This window comes from Flavivirga algicola, assembly GCF_012910715.1.
GTDB classification, from domain to species: Bacteria; Bacteroidota; Bacteroidia; order Flavobacteriales; family Flavobacteriaceae; genus Flavivirga; species Flavivirga algicola.
In genome coordinates this window covers 343,945-364,721 of record NZ_JABBHF010000003.1, presented here as the reverse complement: position 1 = coordinate 364,721, position 20,777 = coordinate 343,945, and the positions used below count along the sequence as shown (strand labels likewise).

Sequence of the window (20,777 nt, the reverse complement as noted above, 5' to 3'; positions counted from 1 at the left end):
ACTACACCCAACAATGAATATGAAATCATGGTGGCTTTCAGTACACCACGTTTCATATTCGACACGTTAGTAGACAGCTAGTTAATCTTATTGAACTTTTCCTGCATATTAATCAACTGATTTTCAGCCCTGAAAAATATTTTCATAAAAAAAAAAGTAAAAAAAACGATTTATTTATAATCATTCTTAATAGATTTGCGCAAGCATATTATTTTTATTTGTTCTAAATAAAAATAACGAATCTATAAGCGCCAAACCTTATTGAATGAAAAATATTTTTACAGGGATAAGCATCATAACGTCTTTACTATTTTCCTTTTCTTATGCACAAACAGGAAATGTAAAAGGTATTATTGTAAACAATACACAAATGCCACTATCAGGGGTTAATGTTTTAGTTAAAAATTCCACTCAAGGTGTTCAATCCAATGACTATGGAACCTTTGAAATTACAAATATTGTAAACGGCAATTATACACTTGTTTTTTCCTACATAGGTTTTAAAACAAGAGAAATTAACTTTACCATATCAAATAACGAATATAAATCTCTAGGAACCGTTGTATTATACGAAGGAAACGAACTTCTTTCTGAAGTTATAGTTAATAGCAACCGAAAGAATAAATTTTCTCGTAAAAAGACAGCCTATGTTTCAAAATTACCACTTAAGGATTTAGAAAATTCACAAATTTATAGTACGGTTACTTCAGAATTATTAGAGTCGCAAATAACCATAAACTTTGATGAAGCCATAAAAAATGCAACAGGTTTAAGTACACTGTGGCAAGCAACAGGGCGATCAATAGACGGTACAGGCTATTATTCTTTAAGAGGTTTCCCTGTACAACCTAGCCTTATTGATGGTGTACCTGGTTCTGTTTTTAGTTCGGTAGATCCCTCTTATATTGAAAGAATAGAAGTGCTTAAAGGACCGTCGGCCACATTGTTTGGCAGTACGGCTAATTCGTTGGGAGGCCTCATAAATGTGGTTACCAAGAAGCCTTTTGAAGGTTTTGGTGGAAGTGTTTCCTATATAATGGGGTCTTTCGATTCTCATCGAATTTCGGTAGACTTTAACACACCTTTGGGCGGTAAAAACGGGCCTTATTTTAGAATAAATAGTTCATACCTAAATCAAGGAAGTTTTCAAGATGCTGGATTCATAAAAACATTCTTTATTGCACCATCTCTTTCTTATAGAGTAAATAACAGACTTAACATATCCTTAGGTATAGAATATTCTAAAACAAAACAAACTAACCCCAGTATGATATTTTTAAGAAGAGGTTATCCACTTAATGGTACTTCTCCAAAAGAGTTTGGTGTAAATCCCGAAGCATCTTTTACAAATAATAATATCTATCTTGAAAACCCTGTTTTAAATACACGTTTTATAGCAGATTATAAATTATCAGATCAATGGACATCGCAAACGGCTTTTTCAAGTGGTAGTTACGAAAGTGAAGGCTACTATTCCTATTTATTGGAAGGTGCTGGTAAATTCTTTTTAAGACCATTACCAGACCCCAGTGACCCTACTTACCCTTTAATAGTTGGAAGCAATCTTTTTTTTGAAGGGTTATTACAAGAAGACATCCTCACTAGATTGGTTTTAGAACAGGATAGCGGTATTGAAAGTTTAAATCTACAACAAAACTTTACTGGGGATTTTAAATTAGGAAAAATAAGAAACAGACTTGTATTAGGCCTTGATTATGTAAAAAACACATCCTATAATAGAAACAAAGAAAATGATCCCAGTACTGGTTTTCCTCTTCTAAATGGATTCTTTTTACCCAATGGTGCTTTAATAGACAGTCCACTTACACCAGATGTTGTAGAAACAGAATACCCACATAGCCAGTCTGTCTTTAATCCTATTTTTGCAAACCTTCCTGCAAACAATATAGAGACAAAATCTCAAACTTTTGCCTTCTACGCTTCTAATGTTATTAACTTCACACCATCATTATCCGCGATGATAGGGCTCCGTTTAGACTACTTTAACCAAAACGGGGATAAATCTACCAAAGATGATGACTATACAAAAACCTCTTTTGCTCCAAAACTTGGAATTGTTTACCAGCCCATACTTAACATAATCTCTGTATTTGGTAATTATCAAACTGGTTTTATAAATAATGATCCTAGAATATCTGTAGACCTTAATTCTGGACAAACCATTGTTGAAACTTTACCCCCAACCAAAGCCACACAATATGAATTTGGATTTAAAAATAATCTTTTTAATAACAGATTAAATTTGGGCGTGAGTTATTACAATATTTCGGTGGAAGATATGAGGGCCAACGACCCAGTAAATGGTCAAACCAGTATTAATATAGACAAAATAGTTAGCCAAGGTATAGAGTTTGAAGTCAATGCAAATCCAGTTGATGGGCTAAACCTAAGAATAGGCTATTCTTATAACGACAGCAAAATTACCAAAACCATTTCACAAGAACTTTTAGGAAGGCGGAATATTGAATCTGGTCCAGAAAATGTGTATACAGCTTGGGTAGATTATCAATTTCAAGAAAATGGCTTTTTAAAAAATATAGGCTTAGGAGTAGGTCTTAATGGAGCTTCTAAATACAATACTATGAACAATGGTGTGTCGGGGCAATTTGAGTTACCTAGTTATACCATTTTTAATGCATCTGTTTATTACGAAACCTCAACATTTAGAGTTGGAATAAAGGCAAACAATTTCACAGACGAAGTTTATTACAAAGGATGGAGCACCATAATACCACAACAACCTAGAGCATTTTTAGGAAATGTGATTTATAAATTTTGAGTTAGTTTAGTTAACAAGCAACTCTAGGAAACATAAACAAACCTAGGGTTGCTTAGCTTTTAAAAATACAAGATGATAACAAGTAGTATTTTATTCATTTTTTTAGGAAGTTTTATACTGTACAACACCTCCAAGGCGGTAGTATTAAGTTCAAATTTGAATATTGAAAAGGGGATACAAAACAATCGCTTTTCATCAAAAATTGCAGGGTTATGTTTTTATATCATGGCCTGTGTTATCACCATTCTAACTTTTGGTTTAACTTCTGGTATTCTGTTTTGGCTTTTATCTTCTATTTTAATTTTAGGCCTTATTGTTATCATCTACCCTTTAAAACAAATAGCTTATAAACATATTATCATTTTATTTTCAGGCTTTTTTATTCTTGAACTATTATTTTAAAACATGCCAGCAAATCCAAAACACCTTACAAAATCACCATGGCATCAATTCGCAAAAATTTCTGCAGGAATTGTTGGAGGCTACATTATTACCTCATTATTTCATATGTCTTTAGCCTTATGGTTACCCAATCATCGAGAAATATTAATTACATCCATATTTACTTCATTTATCTTATGGGGGGTGCTTCTTATAATTCCCTTTTTATATAAAAATGGTTGGAAAGCGTGGTTATTATACGTTGTTATAATGTTTGTTTTATTTGGAATATACTATTTAGGAAATCAAAACAACCCATTTGTATAATGAGTAAAAGAAACTACAATGTATTTTTTAACACACATACCGTAAGTGGTATTGTTATTAGCGTGGCTCTATATATTATTTTTTTTGCAGGTGCGTTTGCATTAATAAAAGAAGAAATACAGATTTGGGAAGAAGGGCATCAAATTTCAAATATAGAAAGGCATAATATTGATTATGACCATATTTTAAAAAAACTAGATACTAAATATGAGTTAAATGGTAGAGACCTGCAGCTAAATATAGAAGGTAAAAGTGACCATACATTCATTTATATGCAGGCTAGCAAGGATTCTTTAGCTTCTAAAAAAGGGAAACAAAGTAATTACCTATATGTAGACATAAACTCTGTTGAATCTCACACTTATTCAGAACAATACAGCTTAGGAGAGTTTTTATATCGGTTACATTTTTTTGCCCAATTACCTAACATTGGCATGTACTTATCTGGATTTGCAGCATTATTTTTTCTATTTGCTATAATCACTGGTGTTATAGTCCATTGGAAAAAAATCATTCCTAATTTTTTTGCTTTCAACCCCAAAATAGCTTTAAAACGCGTATGGACCGATGCGCATACGGCACTAGGAATTATTGGGCTTCCTTTTCAGTTTATTTTTGCCGTTACTGGTTGTTATATGTGCTTGGCTATTTTTACCTTGATTCCTGCAAACATATTATACAATAACAATCAGGACAAATTAATGGAAGATTTGCGCCCCGATAGAGTAAATAATGAATGGATTGCAACATCTGATAAAAAAATACCTAGTTTTAATGATTTTATAAAGAGATCTGCCTCTCGTTGGGACCATTTTCATTTGCAAAGAGGTTTTATAAAAAACTATGGAGGAACAAACATGAAATATATCCTAACTGGAGAACTCGAAGATAATGAGCGTTTTATTGGTTTAGGATATTTCATTTTAGATCCATATACTGGAAAAATTGAAAGGAAAAAAAACCCGAATAACTTAAAATATACTCAAGATACGCAGCGCCTAATGGACCGTTTACATTTTGCAAATTTTGGAGGGCTTCCTATAAAAATAATATATTTTATTTTAGCATTGGTCACTTGCTTTGTCATTATTACCGGAGTGCTAATTTGGATTGAAGCCAGAAATAAAAAAAGTATGACCACTAAACAAAGACTTTATACTGCAAAAGTAGGTCATATTTACCTTGCTATTTGTTTATCCATGCTCCCTGTAACTGCGTTAGCATTCATTTTTGTAAAGGTTTCCAACGGATATTTTACAGACAAACAGACTGCCATATATTGCTTTTATTTTATAACATGGCTAATTGCGATCTTGGTTTTTAGATTTAAAAGAGATAATTATCTTACTAATAAATACAGTTTATTACTCGGTGCTATTTTAGGTTTTTTTATACCAATAATAAACGGAGTAGTTTCTGGAAACTGGTTATGGGTAACATTAAAACAGCATCAATATGATATTTTATTAGTGGACACAACATGGATAATTATAGCATCTGTGTCTTTTCTATTTTACCTTAAAATTACACCACAAATCAAAACTCAAAGTGCCTTCTACAAAAATCCTATTGATATGGTAGATCAATAAGGTGGTATAGAGCTTAGAAGAGAGAAAATATTTGAATTCTTAGATTGGTATTGAAGAAAATACAACTATTTAAAAGCTTTATTTTGGAAGCTTAGTTAATATGTTTTTCAAAATACCAATGTACTATCCATTTCCAAAAAAGTATGAGAAGCAAAACCTAAACGAGTAGCATTGTGTGATAGCGCATAATATGCCGCCGAAGTTAAATATGGTAAGGCGTATTTTTATACGGGCCTAATTACAATTTGAATCTAGGTTTACAAAGAAAATTTTTAAACAAAAATTTAATTGTTCTTTTCAAGGTGTTTTGGGTTGGCAGGCATCTACTTCTTTTTAGGTTGTACAAGAGGAAAGAGCAATGCCACTAGACTGCATATTGTCATCAAAAAAATCAGCTCCATAAAAACATTTATGCCTAAACCAAAATGGACGTTAAGCACATAATCAACCCCGTAATTTTAAAAAACAAGGAACAGCTTTGTATTTGTTTTGCCACTATATTTTTGTACAGTGCCGCCTTTTTTGAAGTATTGTAATATGGGTAAGCCTACAAGAAATAAAATAGTCGACAATGGAATCAGTGAATAGACTAAAATGCTATCAGTTAGTTAAACCAGCCTAAAGGACTTTGCCTCAATAGACTGGTTTTATAAAAAATCTAAATAAAAACGAAAACCAATTTTAGAAATGGTAGTGTTTCCTATTTCTTCAATTTATCAATTCGTAAGATATAATCATAACCACCAACAATTTCAATACCTGGTTTTACGGCTCCGGTGCTGGGGTCTACTTCCCATATGTAATCTTTTTCAGTTTCAGTATTTATTATAATATAAGCTTTTCCATTGTCTACCAGTACACTATTTACGGTAGTTGCATTATCTAGGGGAAGTTCTAATTTTTTTACCAATGAGGATGTTCTTAAATCGACTAATGCAAAACGACCTCTGTACGATTCGTTTTCTGATATTTGTCCATCTGTGTAGCTAATTATGGCTTTTCCATTCCCTATATAGGTCATCCCGTCTGTTTCGCTTCCTAAGGTTTCTGTAAGATTAAAGAAATAATTTTCATCAAAAGTTTTATCTCCATTTTTAATGCGAAATACAGCAGATGGGTTGTTTTTTTCATATACGAAAGAAGGAACAAGCATCATATAAATATCATTCAATTCGTCTTTTGTAGAAGTGGGTTCCCACATATCACCACCACCAGCAGTGCCCAAAGTACGGGTTTCTTCACTTACTGAAGCAACATTCATAGACGGATAAGTGATTTCGGCTAAGTAAATGGGCAAATCTCCTGTTTCTGGCCATTCTTTGGTGTAATTGAAAGTTAGGAAAATTTTACCGCTGTTATATTCACTACCGGCAATCTGTAGATATAGATACTCATTTGGAATAGCAGGAAGTTCAAGATTGCCATTGTTTATTTCTAAGGTTTCAGTGTTTAAAACGGTATAAATAACCTCGTTGTAATCACCATTGTATCCTAGGAAAACCAAAGTGGTGTCATCAACCCATAAATGGTCGTTAATAGCATTTTGATAGGTAAACGGCACTTCTTTTACCACTTGCATTTTATCATCTTTATATTCAAACTTGGTCATTTTACCAAAATCGGTACTAGAGCTTGGGTAGTAATAGTAGCCATCACCATTGGCAACTATACCGTAATCGGCCTTACTGGTCACTTCATCTCCATTACCATCTAAACTTACGCTACCCGTTGTGATATCATTCACCCCTGCAACATATTGGGTGGTGTTGGGCCAAGTACCCAGTTGCAACCAAATGGCAAATTTAGATTTTCCATCGTCTACAGAAGGAGGAGTTTCACTTCCTCTGTTGTCAGTTTTTGAGCAAGAAATAAGTCCTATTGCGAAAATTGCACACAAGACCTTAACATAAAAAGAGGGTTTTACTAAGTGTTTCATTTTTATAGTATAATTAAATAATTGTTTCATTTTTTTCCTATTTGATATGTAATTTGTTATTTGATAAAATAGCGGAATTTTATTGAAAAAGCCCGACCTGGTTTTTGTAGCCTAAAATTGTCGTAAGCCAATTGGTCGGTAATATTTCTACCCTCCACAGCAATGTTGTATCTACCGCCTTTAAAGGAATAGGAAAGTGATACGTTTTGAATATACTGGTCTGGAATGGTGTTTATATTGTCTTTGTTTCCATAATTTTCCCAAGTAAGATAGTACCAGTGCACATATTGAAAATCCCAGTTGAATTGCAAGCGATTGCCTTTTTGGTTAAATACATCTGATTTTCCAATTCCAACGGAGGCATTCCCAAATAACCAAGGTCTATTAGGCAACTGGTTTTTATAAGTAGGCGATTCGGTGCCCAAATTAGAACCAAATGGATATTGAGTATTGTCTACGGTTTTTTGATAGGTAACGTTGGCAGTGGCATTCAAAAAATTTCCATAACTGTACTTTACCTCTGCATCTACACCCTGCACCAAGGCTTTTGAGGTGTTTTCATACCGTATTACCCGCGAGTTGGATTGATAGGCCACTGGAGCTATGAAATTTTCAGCATCACGTATAAAAGCACTTGTTTCAAAAAATAGACTTTGGTTTTTAAAATTGGCCCCATAAAACAGCCCCAAATTATAATTATTACTGCTTTCTGGTCCCAAGTCACTGTTGGAAACAACTGTATATCCGTTACCGAAAAGCTCGCCTACTTCTTGTAATCTATAGGCTTTTTCGTAAGAGGCTTTAAGACCAAAATTTTCTTTGAAATTGTACCTTGACCCTATACCGTAACCTGTATAATCGTTCCATTGGGTCAAAATGGCTCTTTCTCTTGAACCTTCAACTAAAGCAAAAGGCTCATCTAATTGCAATCCATAATATTTTATAAAAAAAGTGTTAGTGAGTTTTTTGTTCCAAAATTGTTGTTGGTACGATAGCCCAATATTGTGCTTTGCCAATTTTCCAGGGGTGTCGTCCTCATCTACATCCAAGGCATCCCAATTAAAGTTCTTTACATTATCAAAGGTGTAATTAATGCCTAAGGAATGTTGTGGGCTTACTTTATAGCTTAAATTTGTACGTATGAATTTCTTGGAGCGCTTAACATGGAATATGGATGCCCCACCCCCTTGTTCGGCACTGGGAAGGTCGTCCAAATAAAAACCATCCCAATAATATTGTCTGTATAAAGTATCGGTAACCTTATATTTATCTTCCGATATCGAGGCGAAAATGCTTAAATCCATTCCTTTTGTCACGATATCTTTTTTAGAATACCTGAGAGAACCAGAATAGGCACTTCCATTTTGCACTACTCCGCCATAGACTATATCTTGATTGGTGCCCGTCTGAATTTCCTTATCGGTTTCGGAATAACTACCTCCAATATATAAGACATCGGCCCAAGATTTATCCACCAATCCCAATTCTAATTGCCCCAATGCCGTTTTGTACTGGTCATGAAACCTTTTGTGGTCACCTGTAACGAACTCTGAATTATCTTGGTCGATAACCCGAATGGTACGCACCCCGTACATGGTATAGTCGTTATCTGAATAATTGATAAATCCCGAGGCTTTAAGAACCAATCCTGTTTTTTTGTTTCTATGCTGCCCTGTTAATGACAACCTATGGGTGTTGAAAGACCCCAAACTATAGGAGGCATCTAAATAATCCATAACGTTTTGATTGGTAATAATGTTCACCGCCCCGCCAAGGGCATCGGAGCCTAGGTGAACGGGTACCACTCCTTTATATACCACGACCCTTTCGGCAATATTAATGGGGATATTGTTTAAAGACATGCCACTTCCCATCACGTCTAAAGGAATACCATCGATAAAAAACCGAACAGCCCTGCCAGAAAGACCGTTTATAGAAAATTCAAAGTCTGAGCCCATACCGCCTTGTTCCCTAACTTTAACTCCCGTACTCTTATTAAGTACCTCGTTTAGGTTCAAGGTGGTATTTGAAAGTTCTTTTAGTTCAATGGCATTAACGCTCAGAGGAAGTTCTTTGGTTTGGCGCGATTTTGATTTGCCCATTACCGTGACCTCATCTAAATCACTGGAGGCTTCTTTTAAGGTAAAATGGTGGGTTACATGCTTTCCTTTTTCTAATTTAATCGGTTTTTCAACCGAAGCAAACCCCAAATAGGATACGACAAGGGTATATTTTCCTTCGGGTCCCGAAAATTTATAGTTGCCGTAGTCATCAGCGACCGCTCCATGTTGAGTGTTTTTTAAACTCACATTGGCAAAACTTACAGGACTTCCGTTTTGGGTTTTAATTGTCCCAGAAATTATAATGCTATTATTTTGGGAGTGCCCAATAAAACCCCATAAACATAGGGTTGCCAATAGCAAATATTTGGTATATTGCGTGTTCACTTTTAATTGTTGACAGTTAAAGGTTAAACCTAGGCCGTTTTAATGGTTTAGGACAGTCTAGGTAGGTACGAACTACCTAGGCTTTTTTTATTTATTCATTATTAACTTAGAAAAAACTGTAATCGGGGAAAATGTGCCTTAAAGCCAGCCTCGTCCACTAAATGGGTTTTTTCTGTTCCATTTTTATCTTTTACATTGAAAGCAAAATATCTTAAACCCTTTTCAGGTTTTATACCTGCATTTTTTGCTGTAAGCTTTCGATAAGCAACAGCTCTTGTATTTGTATGCCTTATTTCTACTTTGCCAGAAAAGACAACTTCACTTTTTGTGTTTTTCCAATAAATAATGGTTTCTTCAATACAATCATTGTTTATCAAAGTGAAGTTTGTTCCTCTAATAGGAATTTGCTTACTGCTTTCAACACAATCATTATTAATTGCCATTGATGGATTTACCACTGTGTTATTAAAAATGAGCATTGATTTATAGCCTATAAACAACAGAATAATGCATGCCGCCGCATAACTGATTATTTTTTTATACAAAACAGTAGGTACGTTAAAAACTTGTGATACTTGTTGCCATATTTGTTGTTTATGGACTTCTTTTTCTGCTTTATTGGAAAGTTGTAAAGGCACATCGTCAAAAGTGTCCGATGCCAACCATTGTTCAACAGCCTCCCTTTCGGCTTTGGTACAATGCCCCTTGTAATACTTTTCCAAAAGTTTATCGTCTACTTGCATTTGCGTTCAATTTTTGGGTTGAATTTAGAGCTGTATTTAATGCTTCATTATAGTAGTAGCATAACTTCTGTTTTACCGAAGTATAAAGTGTATTTTTTTTAGTTTATTGGAAAATTCCTAAGCTATAAAATAAGCCTAGACATGCTAGAAGCTTTGAATCATATAGGTTGTACACTTAAGTTTGATTTTAAAAACTTTAAGGCTTTGCTGATATGATATTCCACCGCCCGTTCGGTTATTTGTAATTGAGACGCTATTTGTTTGTTGCTCAATCCTTGTTCGCGGCTCATCTTAAATACATTTCGGCATTGACATGGCAATTTATCTACCAAAACAGCCAATTCTTCAACCAATAATGAAAAAGAGACATCGTTTTCCGTACAATTGGCCGCATCGCAATAATTCTCACAGGCTTTGTTCAAATTTTTTTCCTTGATGGCCTTGTTCCTATAATATTCCGAAACTTTTAGTTTTGCGGCACGTGCCAAATAATTTTCAATGTTCTTTATCTGTAAACTATCTCGTCGTTCCCAAAGCGATTTAAATATTTCTTGGGTCATGCCCTGAGCCAACTCAACTTTTTTAGTATTGTTATAGCAAATGGCATAGACTTTTTCCCAATAGATATTGTATACCTTTTCAAACTTTTTAGGAGTTTTAAAGTCGGTGATACGAAGAGTTGTAATATTTGGCTTTTGAAATGACAATTATTCCAGCAATTTTTTTTGCCAAAGGTAATCTTATTTAGAACAATTCCAAATAATCGTATTTTTACTTTTATACGGCTCCCTTTTAATTACCTATAAACATTGACTTTACATCATGATAAATCTTGTTAAAATTCTCATATAGCACCTTTGATGAAAACGCTTTATTTCTTTTGGAAGTTGTTTTTCAATTTTCTGTAACCTGAACCTAACTTTTTTAAAATGCCGAAAAAGCACACAACCAATTATTGCCAAAAAACTTTGTTTATAAAGACCTAAAAGGTTTCGGAATCCAACTTATATTCATCATACCATCCTATTCCTAACAGCGATTCCAATGTTGTTGTCAATAAAGAGCAAATACATGCCCTACATATTTCTAATTTGGGGAACTCAGATGGGGGCTTGTTCAACTAATTCTGTTTCATTATGTGAATAAATTAATCTCTAAGAAATATCGATTTAAGTTGAAAAAGAAAGGAGGGCTTTTGCTGTTTCCTAGTAACAAACACAACAAAATCAATAACAGGTTGTTCTACGATGAGCTTATAGCTAAAGAGGAGTTGAATAATAATAAAGGAGATATTAAACTTCTAAAAAAGCTTGAAAAGGAGATTATCAAAAAAGGGGTTAAGCCAGTCTCTTCCTATATACTTCAATCATATATAAAAAGAGCTTTCCCTGTGATGACGCTGATTTTTGGAGCTTTTGCAGCGGTTCAAATAAAAAGCCAGTATCTTAGTAAATAGTGAAGTTAAATCAGCAACTCATTTTTTCCCTTTGTTTTTTTGTAAACAGCGCGAAGCTTATCCTCCCAATCCACTGACCAATTGTAGAAACCAGACAATGGCTCAACAAGGCTTGCTCCAAACTCTGTTAGAGTATATTCCACGCGAGGTGGAACTTCAGGATATACTTTTCGTGAAATCATTCCATATTTCAGTAGTGCTTTCAGTGTCTGTGATAGCATTTTAGGAGAAATACCAACAACCTGTTTTTGAAGATCACTATTCCGTTTTGTGCCTTGCATCAAAGTAGTTAAAGTCAATAAAGTCCATTTATCGGCTATCAATGCAAAAGATACCTGTATAATACAGTTCTCATCAAAAACGGTTCTGGCATTCAAAGATTCCAAGTATGAAATTTTTTTTATTTTTTTTTCCGCCTCCATTACTATTGTTTATTCATTTACTACCTAAAAGTAAGTTATGCACTATTTAGTGCCCTCTTGTGCAATACAAGTATACCACATAAATTTGTAAAATAATAAGAAATTAAAAAGAAAATAAGATGGAAACAAAAACATTCAATCCAGTACTGGTAATCTTAATTGCCTTATTTCTGACAGATATGTATTCGGTTCAAGCTCAAAAAAAGCAAACCGAAACAACTAATAAGACTATAAAAACAAATGAAAAGAAACCAGAAAAAATAGTTCAAGACCTATTGAAAGCCTTTAATTTGGGTGCTGCAAATGTACTTGAACTTTTTGATGAAAAAGCCATTATTGAATATCCGTATGCACATTCTTTGGGTACGCCTTCTTTATTGAACAAAACACAATATGGCAATTACTTAAAAGGCGCACTTGCTAATATGCCCGATATAGCGTTCTCTCAAGTGAAAAGTTATGTATCACAAAATCATATCATATGGGCCGAATTTCATGGAGAAGTGATTATCCCATCGACAAATCAACTATACCAACAAGATTATGTCGCCTGTATAAAACTTAAAAAAGGAAAAATCATTCACTATAAGGAATACTGGAATCCCATGGCGATATCTGCTATGGGAAGTCATAAAGAGGTGAATAAAATGTTTAATGACAAACCTAAAAAATAAAATTATGAAAATAGTAATCGGGGCAGCCGCAGGTAATATAGGCAGCCGTATCGCAAAAAAAGTAGGTTCAGAAAATCATTCAGTTATATTATTAGGGAACAAACTGAACGCTTTAAAAAATTTGAAAATCCATAATTCTTCATCATATGAAGTCGATATGAGTAACGCAGAGCAGGTCGTAGCACACACAAAAGGAGCAGATGCATTTTTCTGGCTTGTGCCACCAGTACTTGGAGTGTCAAGCCTAAAAGAATGGTATGATCGTATTATTGCTGCGGGAGTAGCTGCCATTAAAGAAAATAAGATTTCCCGTGTCGTAGCTATTTCTTCTCTAGGTGCTGGAGCTTCCGATAATCTGGGAACTGTAACTTATGTAGGAAATCTGGAAAAAGCATTTAAAGAAGTTGCATCGAATGTAGTTTTCTTAAGGCCTGGCTACTTTATGGAAAACTTCTTATTACAAAAGAATGATATTCTTGAAAATGGTTATTTCTCCTTTCCGTATGCCGCAGATCATGATATTCCATTTGTAAGTGCAGACGATATTGGAGATTTGGCAGCAGAATATCTTATGGACGCACATTGGGCTGGGCAATGGACCAGAAATGTTATGGGTCCAAGCAACATTACACTTAAGAAGGCGGCAGAAATTTTCTCGAAGGAGTTACAGCAAGAGATTGTATATAAACAGATAACTTATGACGATATAAAAAATCAATTTGCTCAATTTGGTGCTAATGACACCGTTCAAAAAGAATTGATCGACCTCTATAACGCATTGGGTGACCCTAACGGTGCCTATGCAACCCCTCGAACCTTAGAAGCGCATACACCAACGAGCCTTGTGGATTTTATTCGAAATAAGTTTATTTAAAAACAAACAATTTATAACAATAAAAAAGCCTCCCGTTCCCAAGAAGCTTTCCTTTATAAAGTGCGGGCGGAGAGACTCGAACTCTCACACCTCGCGGCACTAGATCCTAAGTCTAGCGTGTCTACCAATTCCACCACGCCCGCAAAAGGAATGCAAATATAAACAAGATTTTTAAATTGCAAACCTGATACACCAATTTAATTACAAAATTAATTGATAAAATCATTATCGCAATCAAATTGGTATGAATCATTAAAAACATTCTTTTTTCATACTTTTGAGCAAACTATACAATTACTACATGAATAATATCCAAACTTATATAAAAGACCATAAAGACAGATTTTTAAATGAATTAATCGAACTGCTTAAAATACCATCTATAAGTGCCGATTCTGCTTATAAAAATGATGTTTTAAACACAGCCGAGGCCATTAAAGTCAGCTTAGAAAATGCAGGGTGCGATATGGTTGAAATCTGTAAAACAGAGGGATATCCCATCGTTTATGGTGAAAAAACTATCGATAAAAACCTGCCTACTGTATTGGTTTATGGACACTACGATGTACAACCGCCAGATCCTTTAGACCTTTGGGATTCAGCACCTTTTGAACCCGTAATTAAAAAAACGGCATGGCACCCCGAAGGGGCTATTTTTGCTCGAGGTGCCTGTGATGATAAAGGACAATTATATATGCATGTAAAAGCTTTAGAGTTTATGATCTCTACAAACCAATTACCGTGCAATGTAAAATTTATGATTGAAGGTGAAGAAGAAGTGGGTAGTGCTAATTTGGCAACGTTTGTAAAAAACAATCAAGACAAATTAAAGAATGATGTCATCTTAATTTCAGATACAGGCATGATCGCTCAAGATGTACCATCTATTACCACTGGGCTACGTGGATTAAGCTATGTAGAAGTTGAAGTTACAGGACCTAATCGCGATTTACATTCGGGATTGTATGGAGGCGCTGTAGCCAACCCCATTAACGTTTTAACCAAAATGATTGCATCGCTTCATGATGAGAACAACCATATTACTATCCCAGGGTTTTATGATAAAGTAGAAGAACTCTCTAAAGAAGAACGTGCAGAAATGGCTAAAGCACCTTTTAGTTTAGATACTTACAAAAAAGCCTTGGATATTCATGATGTTTATGGTGAAACAGGTTATACTACCAACGAACGTAATTCCATCCGCCCTACTCTAGATGTTAATGGTATTTGGGGTGGTTATACAGGCGAAGGTGCTAAAACTGTTATTGCTAGTAAAGCCTATGCAAAAATCTCTATGCGTCTGGTACCACATCAAGACTGGAAAGAAATCACGCAATTATTTAAAACACATTTCGAAAGTGTCGCTCCTAAAGGCGTTACAGTAAAAGTAACCCCTCATCATGGTGGTCAGGGTTACGTAACACCTATAAATAGTATCGGTTATCAAGCAGCAAGTAAAGCCTATCAGGATACCTTTGGCAAAACGCCTATCCCGCAACGTAGCGGGGGCAGTATTCCTATTGTCTCACTTTTTGAACAAGAACTAAAAAGCAAAACCATACTTATGGGCTTTGGTCTAGATAGTGATGCTATTCACTCACCAAACGAACATTTTGGGATTTTTAATTATTTGAAGGGCATCGAAACCATTCCATTATTTTATAAATATTTTACCGAACTATCAAAATAATTTGGGTGTTACCACACTCTTCGACAACGCTCAGAGCAAGCGGTCGTGCTTTACACTAGTAGTTTTGGCTCGATGCGTACCTCACCAAAAGCTAATCGCTACAATCGCTAACACAAGCCAGAACAATCTATGAAAAATCAGCATATAAAAAACCTATTAGAACTTAGTTTCGCAACACTTCTTATAAGTTCTGCTGCTGTCATAGGAAAACATATAGATATGCCAGCTGCAGTCATTATATGGTGGCGTTCTGCATTGGCACTAATTATTATTTACATCTTTTGTCGAATTAAAAAAATAAATCTAAAGCTTTACACAAACAGAGATAAGCGTACATTCTTTTTTAGTGCCATATTTCTAGGGATACATTGGATTACCTATTTCCACTCTGTAAAAGTATCCAATGTATCTATTGGTATGCTCTCTATGTTTACATTTCCAGCAATTACCACGATTTTAGAACCCATACTTACAAAAACCAAGTTTAACAAAGTCCATTTGCTTTTAGCCCTATTAGTTTTAATTGGTATATATGTATTGGCCCCAGAGTTTAACATACAGAATTCCGATTTTGAAGGCATTGTTTGGGGTATTATTTCAGCATTATTTTTCTCGCTGCGCAACATTATCCTAAAACGAGGCTCTTTAAAGTATGATGGCACAATGGTAATGATGTATCAACTTTTGGTAATAACCATTGTGTTTTCACCCATACTATATTTTATGGATACCTCAAATATTAATGCAGAATACCCATACATTATATTATTAGCACTTCTGGCAACAGCTATCGGGCATACATTATTTATTAAAAGTTTACAACGCTTTTCAGCAAGCACGGCCAGTATCATTTTGAGTACACAACCCATCTATGGTATTATTCTAGCCTATATTTTCTTAAATGAAATTCCCGCTTTCAATACCTATATTGGAGGTACTTTAATTCTATCAACTGTTATTATAGAGAGTATTCGGTCTAGGAAAGGTTAATTTAAAATAATCAAATTAAAATTAACTCTACGTTTGTAGAATACAAATATTAACTCTACATTTGTAGAGTTAATTCTAAATATGTAGAATATGCAATTATCAAAAACCGAAGAAGACTTGATGAATTACCTCTGGAAACTAGAAAAAGCTTTTATGAAAGATTTACTAGATGCTTATCCAGATCCTAAACCAGCTACAACAACGGTCGCAACACTTTTAAAGCGTATGACAGACAAAGGTTTTATCGCCTATAAATTATTTGGAAAGTCTCGCGAGTATTATCCTTTAGTTAAAAAGAAAGATTATTTCTCTAAACACGTAAACGGTCTTATAAAAAACTTTTTTAACGATAGTGCTTCTCAATTTGCTTCTTTTTTTACTAAAGAAACCAGCCTTACAAAAGAAGAGCTAGAAGACTTAAGAAAAATAATTGATAACGAAATTAAAAATAAATAGCTATGCTTTTATTACTATTAAAATCTAGCGCTTGTTTAGCTATTTTTATGTTATTCTATAAAATCTGTTTAGAACAAACAAGTGCTCATAAATTTAAGCGTATTTACTTAGTTGGTATTATTCTAATCTCAATTGGCATCCCCTTTATAACGTTTACGAACTACATTGAAACACAACCATTACTAGTAGATACATCACTACCATTAAATTACGCAAATATTCCAAATTATGAGATTGAAGAAACCAAAATATCTCATGATTATTTGCCCTATATTTTATGGTCTCTTTATGGCTTTGGTGTTATTCTTTTCTCATCTAGATTCTTTAAGAATTTGTATCTATTGATCAAGAAAATCAGTCATAATCCAAAATATAAACATGAAAGTTTTATTCATGTATTACTACAAGATCCTGTAATACCTCATACCTTTTTTAATTACATTTTTATTAATAAAACAAGCTTTGAGCAACATACTATTCCAACAGAAATTTTATTGCATGAACAAATTCATGCAAGGCAAAAACACTCATTAGATATTTTATTTATAGAAATTATTCAAATAGTATTTTGGTTTAATCCATTGCTTTATTTCATAAAAAAAGACATCAAGCTAAATCATGAGTTTTTAGCAGACCATACTGTCTTAAAATCTGGTTTAGACACATCAAATTATCAAAATATTTTATTAGCATTCTCATCAAATGCAAAACAGTATAGCTTGTCAAATGCCATCAATTATTCATTAATCAAAAAACGACTTACAATTATGAAAACACAAACATCAAAAACAGCATTATTTTTAAGAAGCTTTCTTATTTTACCAATACTAGCTTTATCTATCTATGGTTTTAGCCAAAAAGTTACCGTCGAAAAACCTCAATCTATTGAAGAAATAAGTCTTCAAGACAACCAATCAATAGAAGGAGCTACAGAAAACATGATGAAAGAATACAATGATTATATGACCGAATATGAAAACACTAAAAGCATCCATCATGATAAACTTAAAAGGGCTGCTGCTATTTATTCTCTCATGACCGATGCACAAAGAGCGACAGTAAAAAAATATCCTGAAACATTTTTAAGAAGTTTTAACCCTGGCAAAATAAAATTAAAACACCCTACACAATCCGAATTAGATTCTTGGAAAAATTCGACTGAGTTAACAATCTCTTTAGATGGTTTACGGATGACTAATACCGAATTAAGCAATTACACTCCTTCTGATATTGTTTATTTTAGGCTAACCTCAAATAAACCTCGCAAAAATAAAAATGAAAATTTTACTCCAAATGGATGTTCTCTATATACAAAAGAAGGGTTTAAACACATCATTCTAAAACAGAATTTTAATGATTACCATAGACTTCTAATTAAATATGTTAACGAAATTGATGTTTTTTCAACCTCAAATCATTCAGACAATTCAGAATTACGTATTCTAAAAACTCAATTAGATAACCTGTATACTAATTTTTCAGATAAAGAAATTAAGGATTATAATCCGCCTAAAGCCCCTGCTTTACCAACAAAAGACAAAGTAAAAATTCTGGAAAACAAAACGGTTTCAGAAAAAGTTGAAAAATATAATGCCTTAGCTAAAAAATACAATAATCCTAACTCTAGTGGTCAACGTTACTCTCGTCCAGAGATACAGCTTTTATATTCGCTTTATAAGCAATTAAGTAACGAAGAAAAAATTAATGCTGAAATTTTCCCAAATTTACCTTATCCAGTTCGAAAAGGATACGAATAGAGTATATTAAAAAAGGGGAATTTCATATCAATAACACCAAACAACAAAGAAACGGCAGCTATATTTAAAAGAATATAAATTTTATTAGCAGACCAGTCAGGTTTTTAAAACCTGACTGGTCTTTTTTTGCATCAAACATGTAACAATTTGATCGCCTTGACGTTCTAATAGTCAGTCAATCAAATCAAACGAATATGTTAAAACAATTTTTTATAATCTGTTCAGGGTCAGATACCGATATTTTAGAACAATGTTCTAAAGGCGAACAAAACAAATATGCTGGTATTGGTGCGACTGTTTTCTTCACAGCATTAATGGCTGCCATTGCGGGCAGTTATGCGCTTTATACTGTTTTCGACAATCTTTTTGTTGCTATAGCCTTTGGCTTTATTTGGGGGTTGCTCATCTTTAATTTAGATCGGTATATTGTTTCTACTATAAAAAAAACGGGGAATTTCACAGACGAACTCTTACAAGCATCACCCAGGATCATATTAGCTATTATTATAGCCATTGTTATTTCTAAACCCTTGGAATTAAAGATTTTTGAAAAAGAAATCAACCAGGTACTTTTAGAACAAAAAAACGCATTAACCTTAGCAAATAAAAATCAAATTGCCGAGCAATTCACGCCTAATATCACGGCACTTGAAAGCGATATAACCAATTTACAAAATGAAATAAATAGTAAGGAAGCCGAGGTAAACCAATTATACGACACTTACATTGCTGAAGCCGAAGGTACTGCTGGCACTAAATTGTTAGGAAAAGGACCTGTTTACAAAGAAAAAAGAGAAAAACACGACGCTTTACTAGCCGAATTACAAGTATTAAAGGCCGAGAACAAAGCTAAGATCACCTCTAAGGAAACTCAAATAGCTGCCCTTAAAGGTGATTATGAAACCCAAATTGTAACATCGCAACCCATTATTAATAATTTTGGTGGCTTAATGGCCCGCGTAAATGCATTAGGCAAGTTGCCTTGGCTACCCTCCTTTTTCATCTTCTTGTTGTTTTTAGCAATTGAAACGTCCCCAATCATTGCAAAATTATTAGCTCCTAAAAGTGCGTACGATTTTAGGTTAGAAGACCAAGAAACAGCCATTAAAACGAATGTCCTTCAAAATAAAAACCAGAGAGAGGCTCTTTTAAAAACAGATCATGCCATTAACGACCGTATTTATGGTGACATAGAAAAAGAAGACGAATTATATACTTATAAGCGCAAAAAAGTGAGAGAGCTTATGCAACTTCAAGCCGATGCATTTTTTAAACATCAAAAAAACGCCTTCTAATTCTACGCAGCGTTTTCCGCTTTAAAATGATTATATAAGTCTTTACACCCTAAACCTATAATTGATAAGCTTTTATTTTTTTGAATGGCTTCATTATGAAGTGCTGCCAATGCATTAACACCATAACGATCCATACTTTCTATATCTTGAATACTAATAGTTAGGTTATTTACTTTCTCAAAAATGTTATTGAATTCATTTTGAAATACTTCTAAACTATTTTTGTTTAGAATACCTTTAATTTTGAAAAAATTGTTGCAGTTAGAGATTCTTAAATCCATAATAATAAATATTTTAAATTGTTAAACGATAGATCTGAGGGAGACTAATCAAACTGATAACAAAGCAAAAGTATAGAAGTTCAAAGTTTAAATATTATTTTTTCGATCAATCGGTTTCAACTTTGGATGAAAAAAACCTATGTGCCAATTTCATCGACAAGTTACCTGAATTAATATCAATATTTCGTTACTTTTACCTTCATAAAATGTTTTAATTAATCAGTAATGAAAAAATTAGTATTATTAATTTGCTTAGTTTCTATTTTTAATGGCTATTCCCAAACGTCTGAAGAGCAAGACAAAAAAGCCATTCTTAAAGTATTGAAAAAACAGCGTCTTGCATGGTCTGATAATAATATTGAAGAATTCATGGAAGGTTATTGGAAAAGCGATTCGCTTAAATTTTATGGTAGTAATGGAATTACCCATGGGTGGGAAAACACTTTAGACAGATACAAAAGGGCATACCCAACAGAAGATCATACAGGCAAATTAAACTATAGAATAAATACTGTTACCAAAATTGCAGAAGGTGCTTATTATGTTTTGGGAGAATATCATTTAAAACGTGAAGTTGGAAATGCCGATGGTATCTTTATGATTATTTTTAAAAAAATTGATGGCAAATGGAAAATCATTGCCGATACTTCTAGTTAAAT

Annotated in this window: 18 protein-coding genes and 1 tRNA gene; 12 read left to right on the top strand and 7 right to left on the bottom strand. The window is 33.7% G+C overall.

The annotated features are described in order from the left end of the window. Nucleotides 1–265 precede the first annotated feature (265 nt). The 3 genes from HHX25_RS06960 (at nt 266) to HHX25_RS06950 (ending at nt 5,097) form a co-directional block, all read left to right on the top strand. A complete protein-coding gene (locus tag HHX25_RS06960) occupies nt 266–2,800 on the top strand; it encodes a TonB-dependent receptor (protein WP_169671552.1) in 2,535 nt (844 codons plus the stop codon). 405 nt (nt 2,801–3,205) lie between these two features. Next, nucleotides 3,206–3,508, top strand: a complete 303-nt coding sequence (locus HHX25_RS06955; protein WP_169671550.1) for a hypothetical protein — start codon at nt 3,206–3,208, stop codon at nt 3,506–3,508. Next, nucleotides 3,508–5,097, top strand: coding sequence for a PepSY-associated TM helix domain-containing protein (locus HHX25_RS06950; RefSeq protein ID WP_169671548.1), 1,590 nt, complete (start codon nt 3,508–3,510; stop codon nt 5,095–5,097). The genes HHX25_RS06955 and HHX25_RS06950 overlap by 1 nt, the downstream gene beginning before the upstream one ends. 700 nt (nt 5,098–5,797) lie before the next feature. Here the strand turns inward: HHX25_RS06950 and HHX25_RS06945 are convergent. The 4 genes from HHX25_RS06945 to HHX25_RS06930 all read right to left on the bottom strand — a co-directional run bounded on the left by HHX25_RS06945 (nt 5,798) and on the right by HHX25_RS06930 (nt 10,930). Continuing rightward, complete coding sequence (locus HHX25_RS06945) at nt 5,798–7,063, bottom strand: DUF4374 domain-containing protein (protein WP_169671546.1); 1,266 nt, start codon at nt 7,061–7,063, stop codon at nt 5,798–5,800. Nucleotides 7,064–7,089: 26 nt separating this feature from the next. Further along, complete coding sequence (locus HHX25_RS06940; protein ID WP_169671544.1) at nt 7,090–9,480, bottom strand: TonB-dependent receptor; 2,391 nt, start codon at nt 9,478–9,480, stop codon at nt 7,090–7,092. A gap of 101 nt (nt 9,481–9,581) precedes the next feature. Continuing rightward, on the bottom strand, nt 9,582–10,223 hold the full coding sequence (locus HHX25_RS06935; RefSeq protein ID WP_169671542.1) for a hypothetical protein: 642 nt from the start codon (nt 10,221–10,223) through the stop codon (nt 9,582–9,584). Between the two features lie 158 nt (nt 10,224–10,381). Next, nucleotides 10,382–10,930 (bottom strand): sigma-70 family RNA polymerase sigma factor, encoded by a 549-nt coding sequence (locus HHX25_RS06930; RefSeq protein ID WP_205958006.1) that lies wholly within the window; start codon nt 10,928–10,930, stop codon nt 10,382–10,384. Between the two features lie 467 nt (nt 10,931–11,397). On the opposite strand from HHX25_RS06930, the gene HHX25_RS06925 reads away from it, so the two are divergent. Beyond that, nucleotides 11,398–11,679, top strand: a complete 282-nt coding sequence (locus tag HHX25_RS06925; RefSeq protein WP_169671540.1) for a hypothetical protein — start codon at nt 11,398–11,400, stop codon at nt 11,677–11,679. Between the two features lie 5 nt (nt 11,680–11,684). On the opposite strand, the gene HHX25_RS06920 is transcribed toward HHX25_RS06925, so the two are convergent. Further along, nucleotides 11,685–12,101, bottom strand: coding sequence for a winged helix-turn-helix transcriptional regulator (locus HHX25_RS06920; RefSeq protein ID WP_169671539.1), 417 nt, complete (start codon nt 12,099–12,101; stop codon nt 11,685–11,687). Nucleotides 12,102–12,220: 119 nt separating this feature from the next. On the opposite strand from HHX25_RS06920, the gene HHX25_RS06915 reads away from it, so the two are divergent. Both HHX25_RS06915 and HHX25_RS06910 read left to right on the top strand, forming a co-directional pair. After that, a complete protein-coding gene (locus tag HHX25_RS06915; RefSeq protein ID WP_169671537.1) occupies nt 12,221–12,775 on the top strand; it encodes a nuclear transport factor 2 family protein in 555 nt (184 codons plus the stop codon). Next, the gene (locus HHX25_RS06910) at nt 12,756–13,649 is read left to right on the top strand and encodes an NmrA family NAD(P)-binding protein (protein WP_317169070.1); all 894 of its coding nucleotides are present in this window, start codon (nt 12,756–12,758) and stop codon (nt 13,647–13,649) included. Before HHX25_RS06915 ends, HHX25_RS06910 begins: the two co-directional genes overlap by 20 nt. A gap of 61 nt (nt 13,650–13,710) precedes the next feature. Here the strand turns inward: HHX25_RS06910 and HHX25_RS06905 are convergent. Beyond that, nucleotides 13,711–13,792, bottom strand: a tRNA-Leu gene (locus HHX25_RS06905). 158 nt (nt 13,793–13,950) lie between these two features. Here HHX25_RS06905 and HHX25_RS06900 point away from each other — a divergent pair. From HHX25_RS06900 to HHX25_RS06880, 5 genes are all read left to right on the top strand, one after another. After that, nucleotides 13,951–15,339: a dipeptidase gene (locus HHX25_RS06900; protein WP_169671533.1), complete on the top strand. Its 1,389-nt coding sequence runs from the start codon at nt 13,951–13,953 to the stop codon at nt 15,337–15,339. A 129-nt stretch (nt 15,340–15,468) separates the two neighbouring features. Further along, nucleotides 15,469–16,329, top strand: a complete 861-nt coding sequence (locus HHX25_RS06895; RefSeq protein WP_169671532.1) for a DMT family transporter — start codon at nt 15,469–15,471, stop codon at nt 16,327–16,329. 90 nt (nt 16,330–16,419) lie between these two features. Beyond that, complete coding sequence (locus HHX25_RS06890; protein ID WP_169671530.1) at nt 16,420–16,785, top strand: BlaI/MecI/CopY family transcriptional regulator; 366 nt, start codon at nt 16,420–16,422, stop codon at nt 16,783–16,785. A gap of 2 nt (nt 16,786–16,787) precedes the next feature. After that, nucleotides 16,788–18,542: a M56 family metallopeptidase gene (locus HHX25_RS06885; RefSeq protein ID WP_169671527.1), complete on the top strand. Its 1,755-nt coding sequence runs from the start codon at nt 16,788–16,790 to the stop codon at nt 18,540–18,542. Nucleotides 18,543–18,736: 194 nt separating this feature from the next. Beyond that, nucleotides 18,737–19,837 (top strand): DUF4407 domain-containing protein, encoded by a 1,101-nt coding sequence (locus HHX25_RS06880; protein WP_169671525.1) that lies wholly within the window; start codon nt 18,737–18,739, stop codon nt 19,835–19,837. Nucleotides 19,838–19,839: 2 nt separating this feature from the next. Here HHX25_RS06880 and HHX25_RS06875 read toward each other — a convergent pair whose 3' ends face one another. Further along, nucleotides 19,840–20,118 (bottom strand): hypothetical protein, encoded by a 279-nt coding sequence (locus HHX25_RS06875; protein WP_169671523.1) that lies wholly within the window; start codon nt 20,116–20,118, stop codon nt 19,840–19,842. A 225-nt stretch (nt 20,119–20,343) separates the two neighbouring features. Between HHX25_RS06875 and HHX25_RS06870 the strand changes: the two genes are divergently transcribed. Next, nucleotides 20,344–20,775 carry a YybH family protein gene (locus HHX25_RS06870; protein ID WP_169671521.1) on the top strand — a complete coding sequence of 144 codons (432 nt, stop codon included), beginning with the start codon at nt 20,344–20,346 and terminating at the stop codon, nt 20,773–20,775. Nucleotides 20,776–20,777: the final 2 nt, after the last annotated feature.

Excerpts from the sequence above, each read along its gene's own strand:
- HHX25_RS06955 (WP_169671550.1), top strand. The coding sequence starts at position 3,206 with ATGCCAGCAAATCCAAAACACCTTACAAAATCACCATGGCATCAATTC.
- HHX25_RS06935 (WP_169671542.1), bottom strand. The coding sequence starts at position 10,223 with ATGCAAGTAGACGATAAACTTTTGGAAAAGTATTACAAGGGGCATTGT.
- HHX25_RS06870 (WP_169671521.1), top strand. The coding sequence starts at position 20,344 with ATGAAAAAATTAGTATTATTAATTTGCTTAGTTTCTATTTTTAATGGC.
- HHX25_RS06900 (WP_169671533.1), top strand. The coding sequence starts at position 13,951 with ATGAATAATATCCAAACTTATATAAAAGACCATAAAGACAGATTTTTA.
- HHX25_RS06920 (WP_169671539.1), bottom strand. The coding sequence starts at position 12,101 with ATGGAGGCGGAAAAAAAAATAAAAAAAATTTCATACTTGGAATCTTTG.
- HHX25_RS06895 (WP_169671532.1), top strand. The coding sequence starts at position 15,469 with ATGAAAAATCAGCATATAAAAAACCTATTAGAACTTAGTTTCGCAACA.
- HHX25_RS06915 (WP_169671537.1), top strand. The coding sequence starts at position 12,221 with ATGGAAACAAAAACATTCAATCCAGTACTGGTAATCTTAATTGCCTTA.
- HHX25_RS06880 (WP_169671525.1), top strand. The coding sequence starts at position 18,737 with ATGTTAAAACAATTTTTTATAATCTGTTCAGGGTCAGATACCGATATT.
- HHX25_RS06945 (WP_169671546.1), bottom strand. The coding sequence starts at position 7,063 with ATGAAACAATTATTTAATTATACTATAAAAATGAAACACTTAGTAAAA.
- HHX25_RS06890 (WP_169671530.1), top strand. The coding sequence starts at position 16,420 with ATGCAATTATCAAAAACCGAAGAAGACTTGATGAATTACCTCTGGAAA.
- HHX25_RS06885 (WP_169671527.1), top strand. The coding sequence starts at position 16,788 with ATGCTTTTATTACTATTAAAATCTAGCGCTTGTTTAGCTATTTTTATG.
- HHX25_RS06910 (WP_317169070.1), top strand. The coding sequence starts at position 12,756 with ATGACAAACCTAAAAAATAAAATTATGAAAATAGTAATCGGGGCAGCC.
- HHX25_RS06875 (WP_169671523.1), bottom strand. The coding sequence starts at position 20,118 with ATGGATTTAAGAATCTCTAACTGCAACAATTTTTTCAAAATTAAAGGT.
- HHX25_RS06960 (WP_169671552.1), top strand. The coding sequence starts at position 266 with ATGAAAAATATTTTTACAGGGATAAGCATCATAACGTCTTTACTATTT.
- HHX25_RS06950 (WP_169671548.1), top strand. The coding sequence starts at position 3,508 with ATGAGTAAAAGAAACTACAATGTATTTTTTAACACACATACCGTAAGT.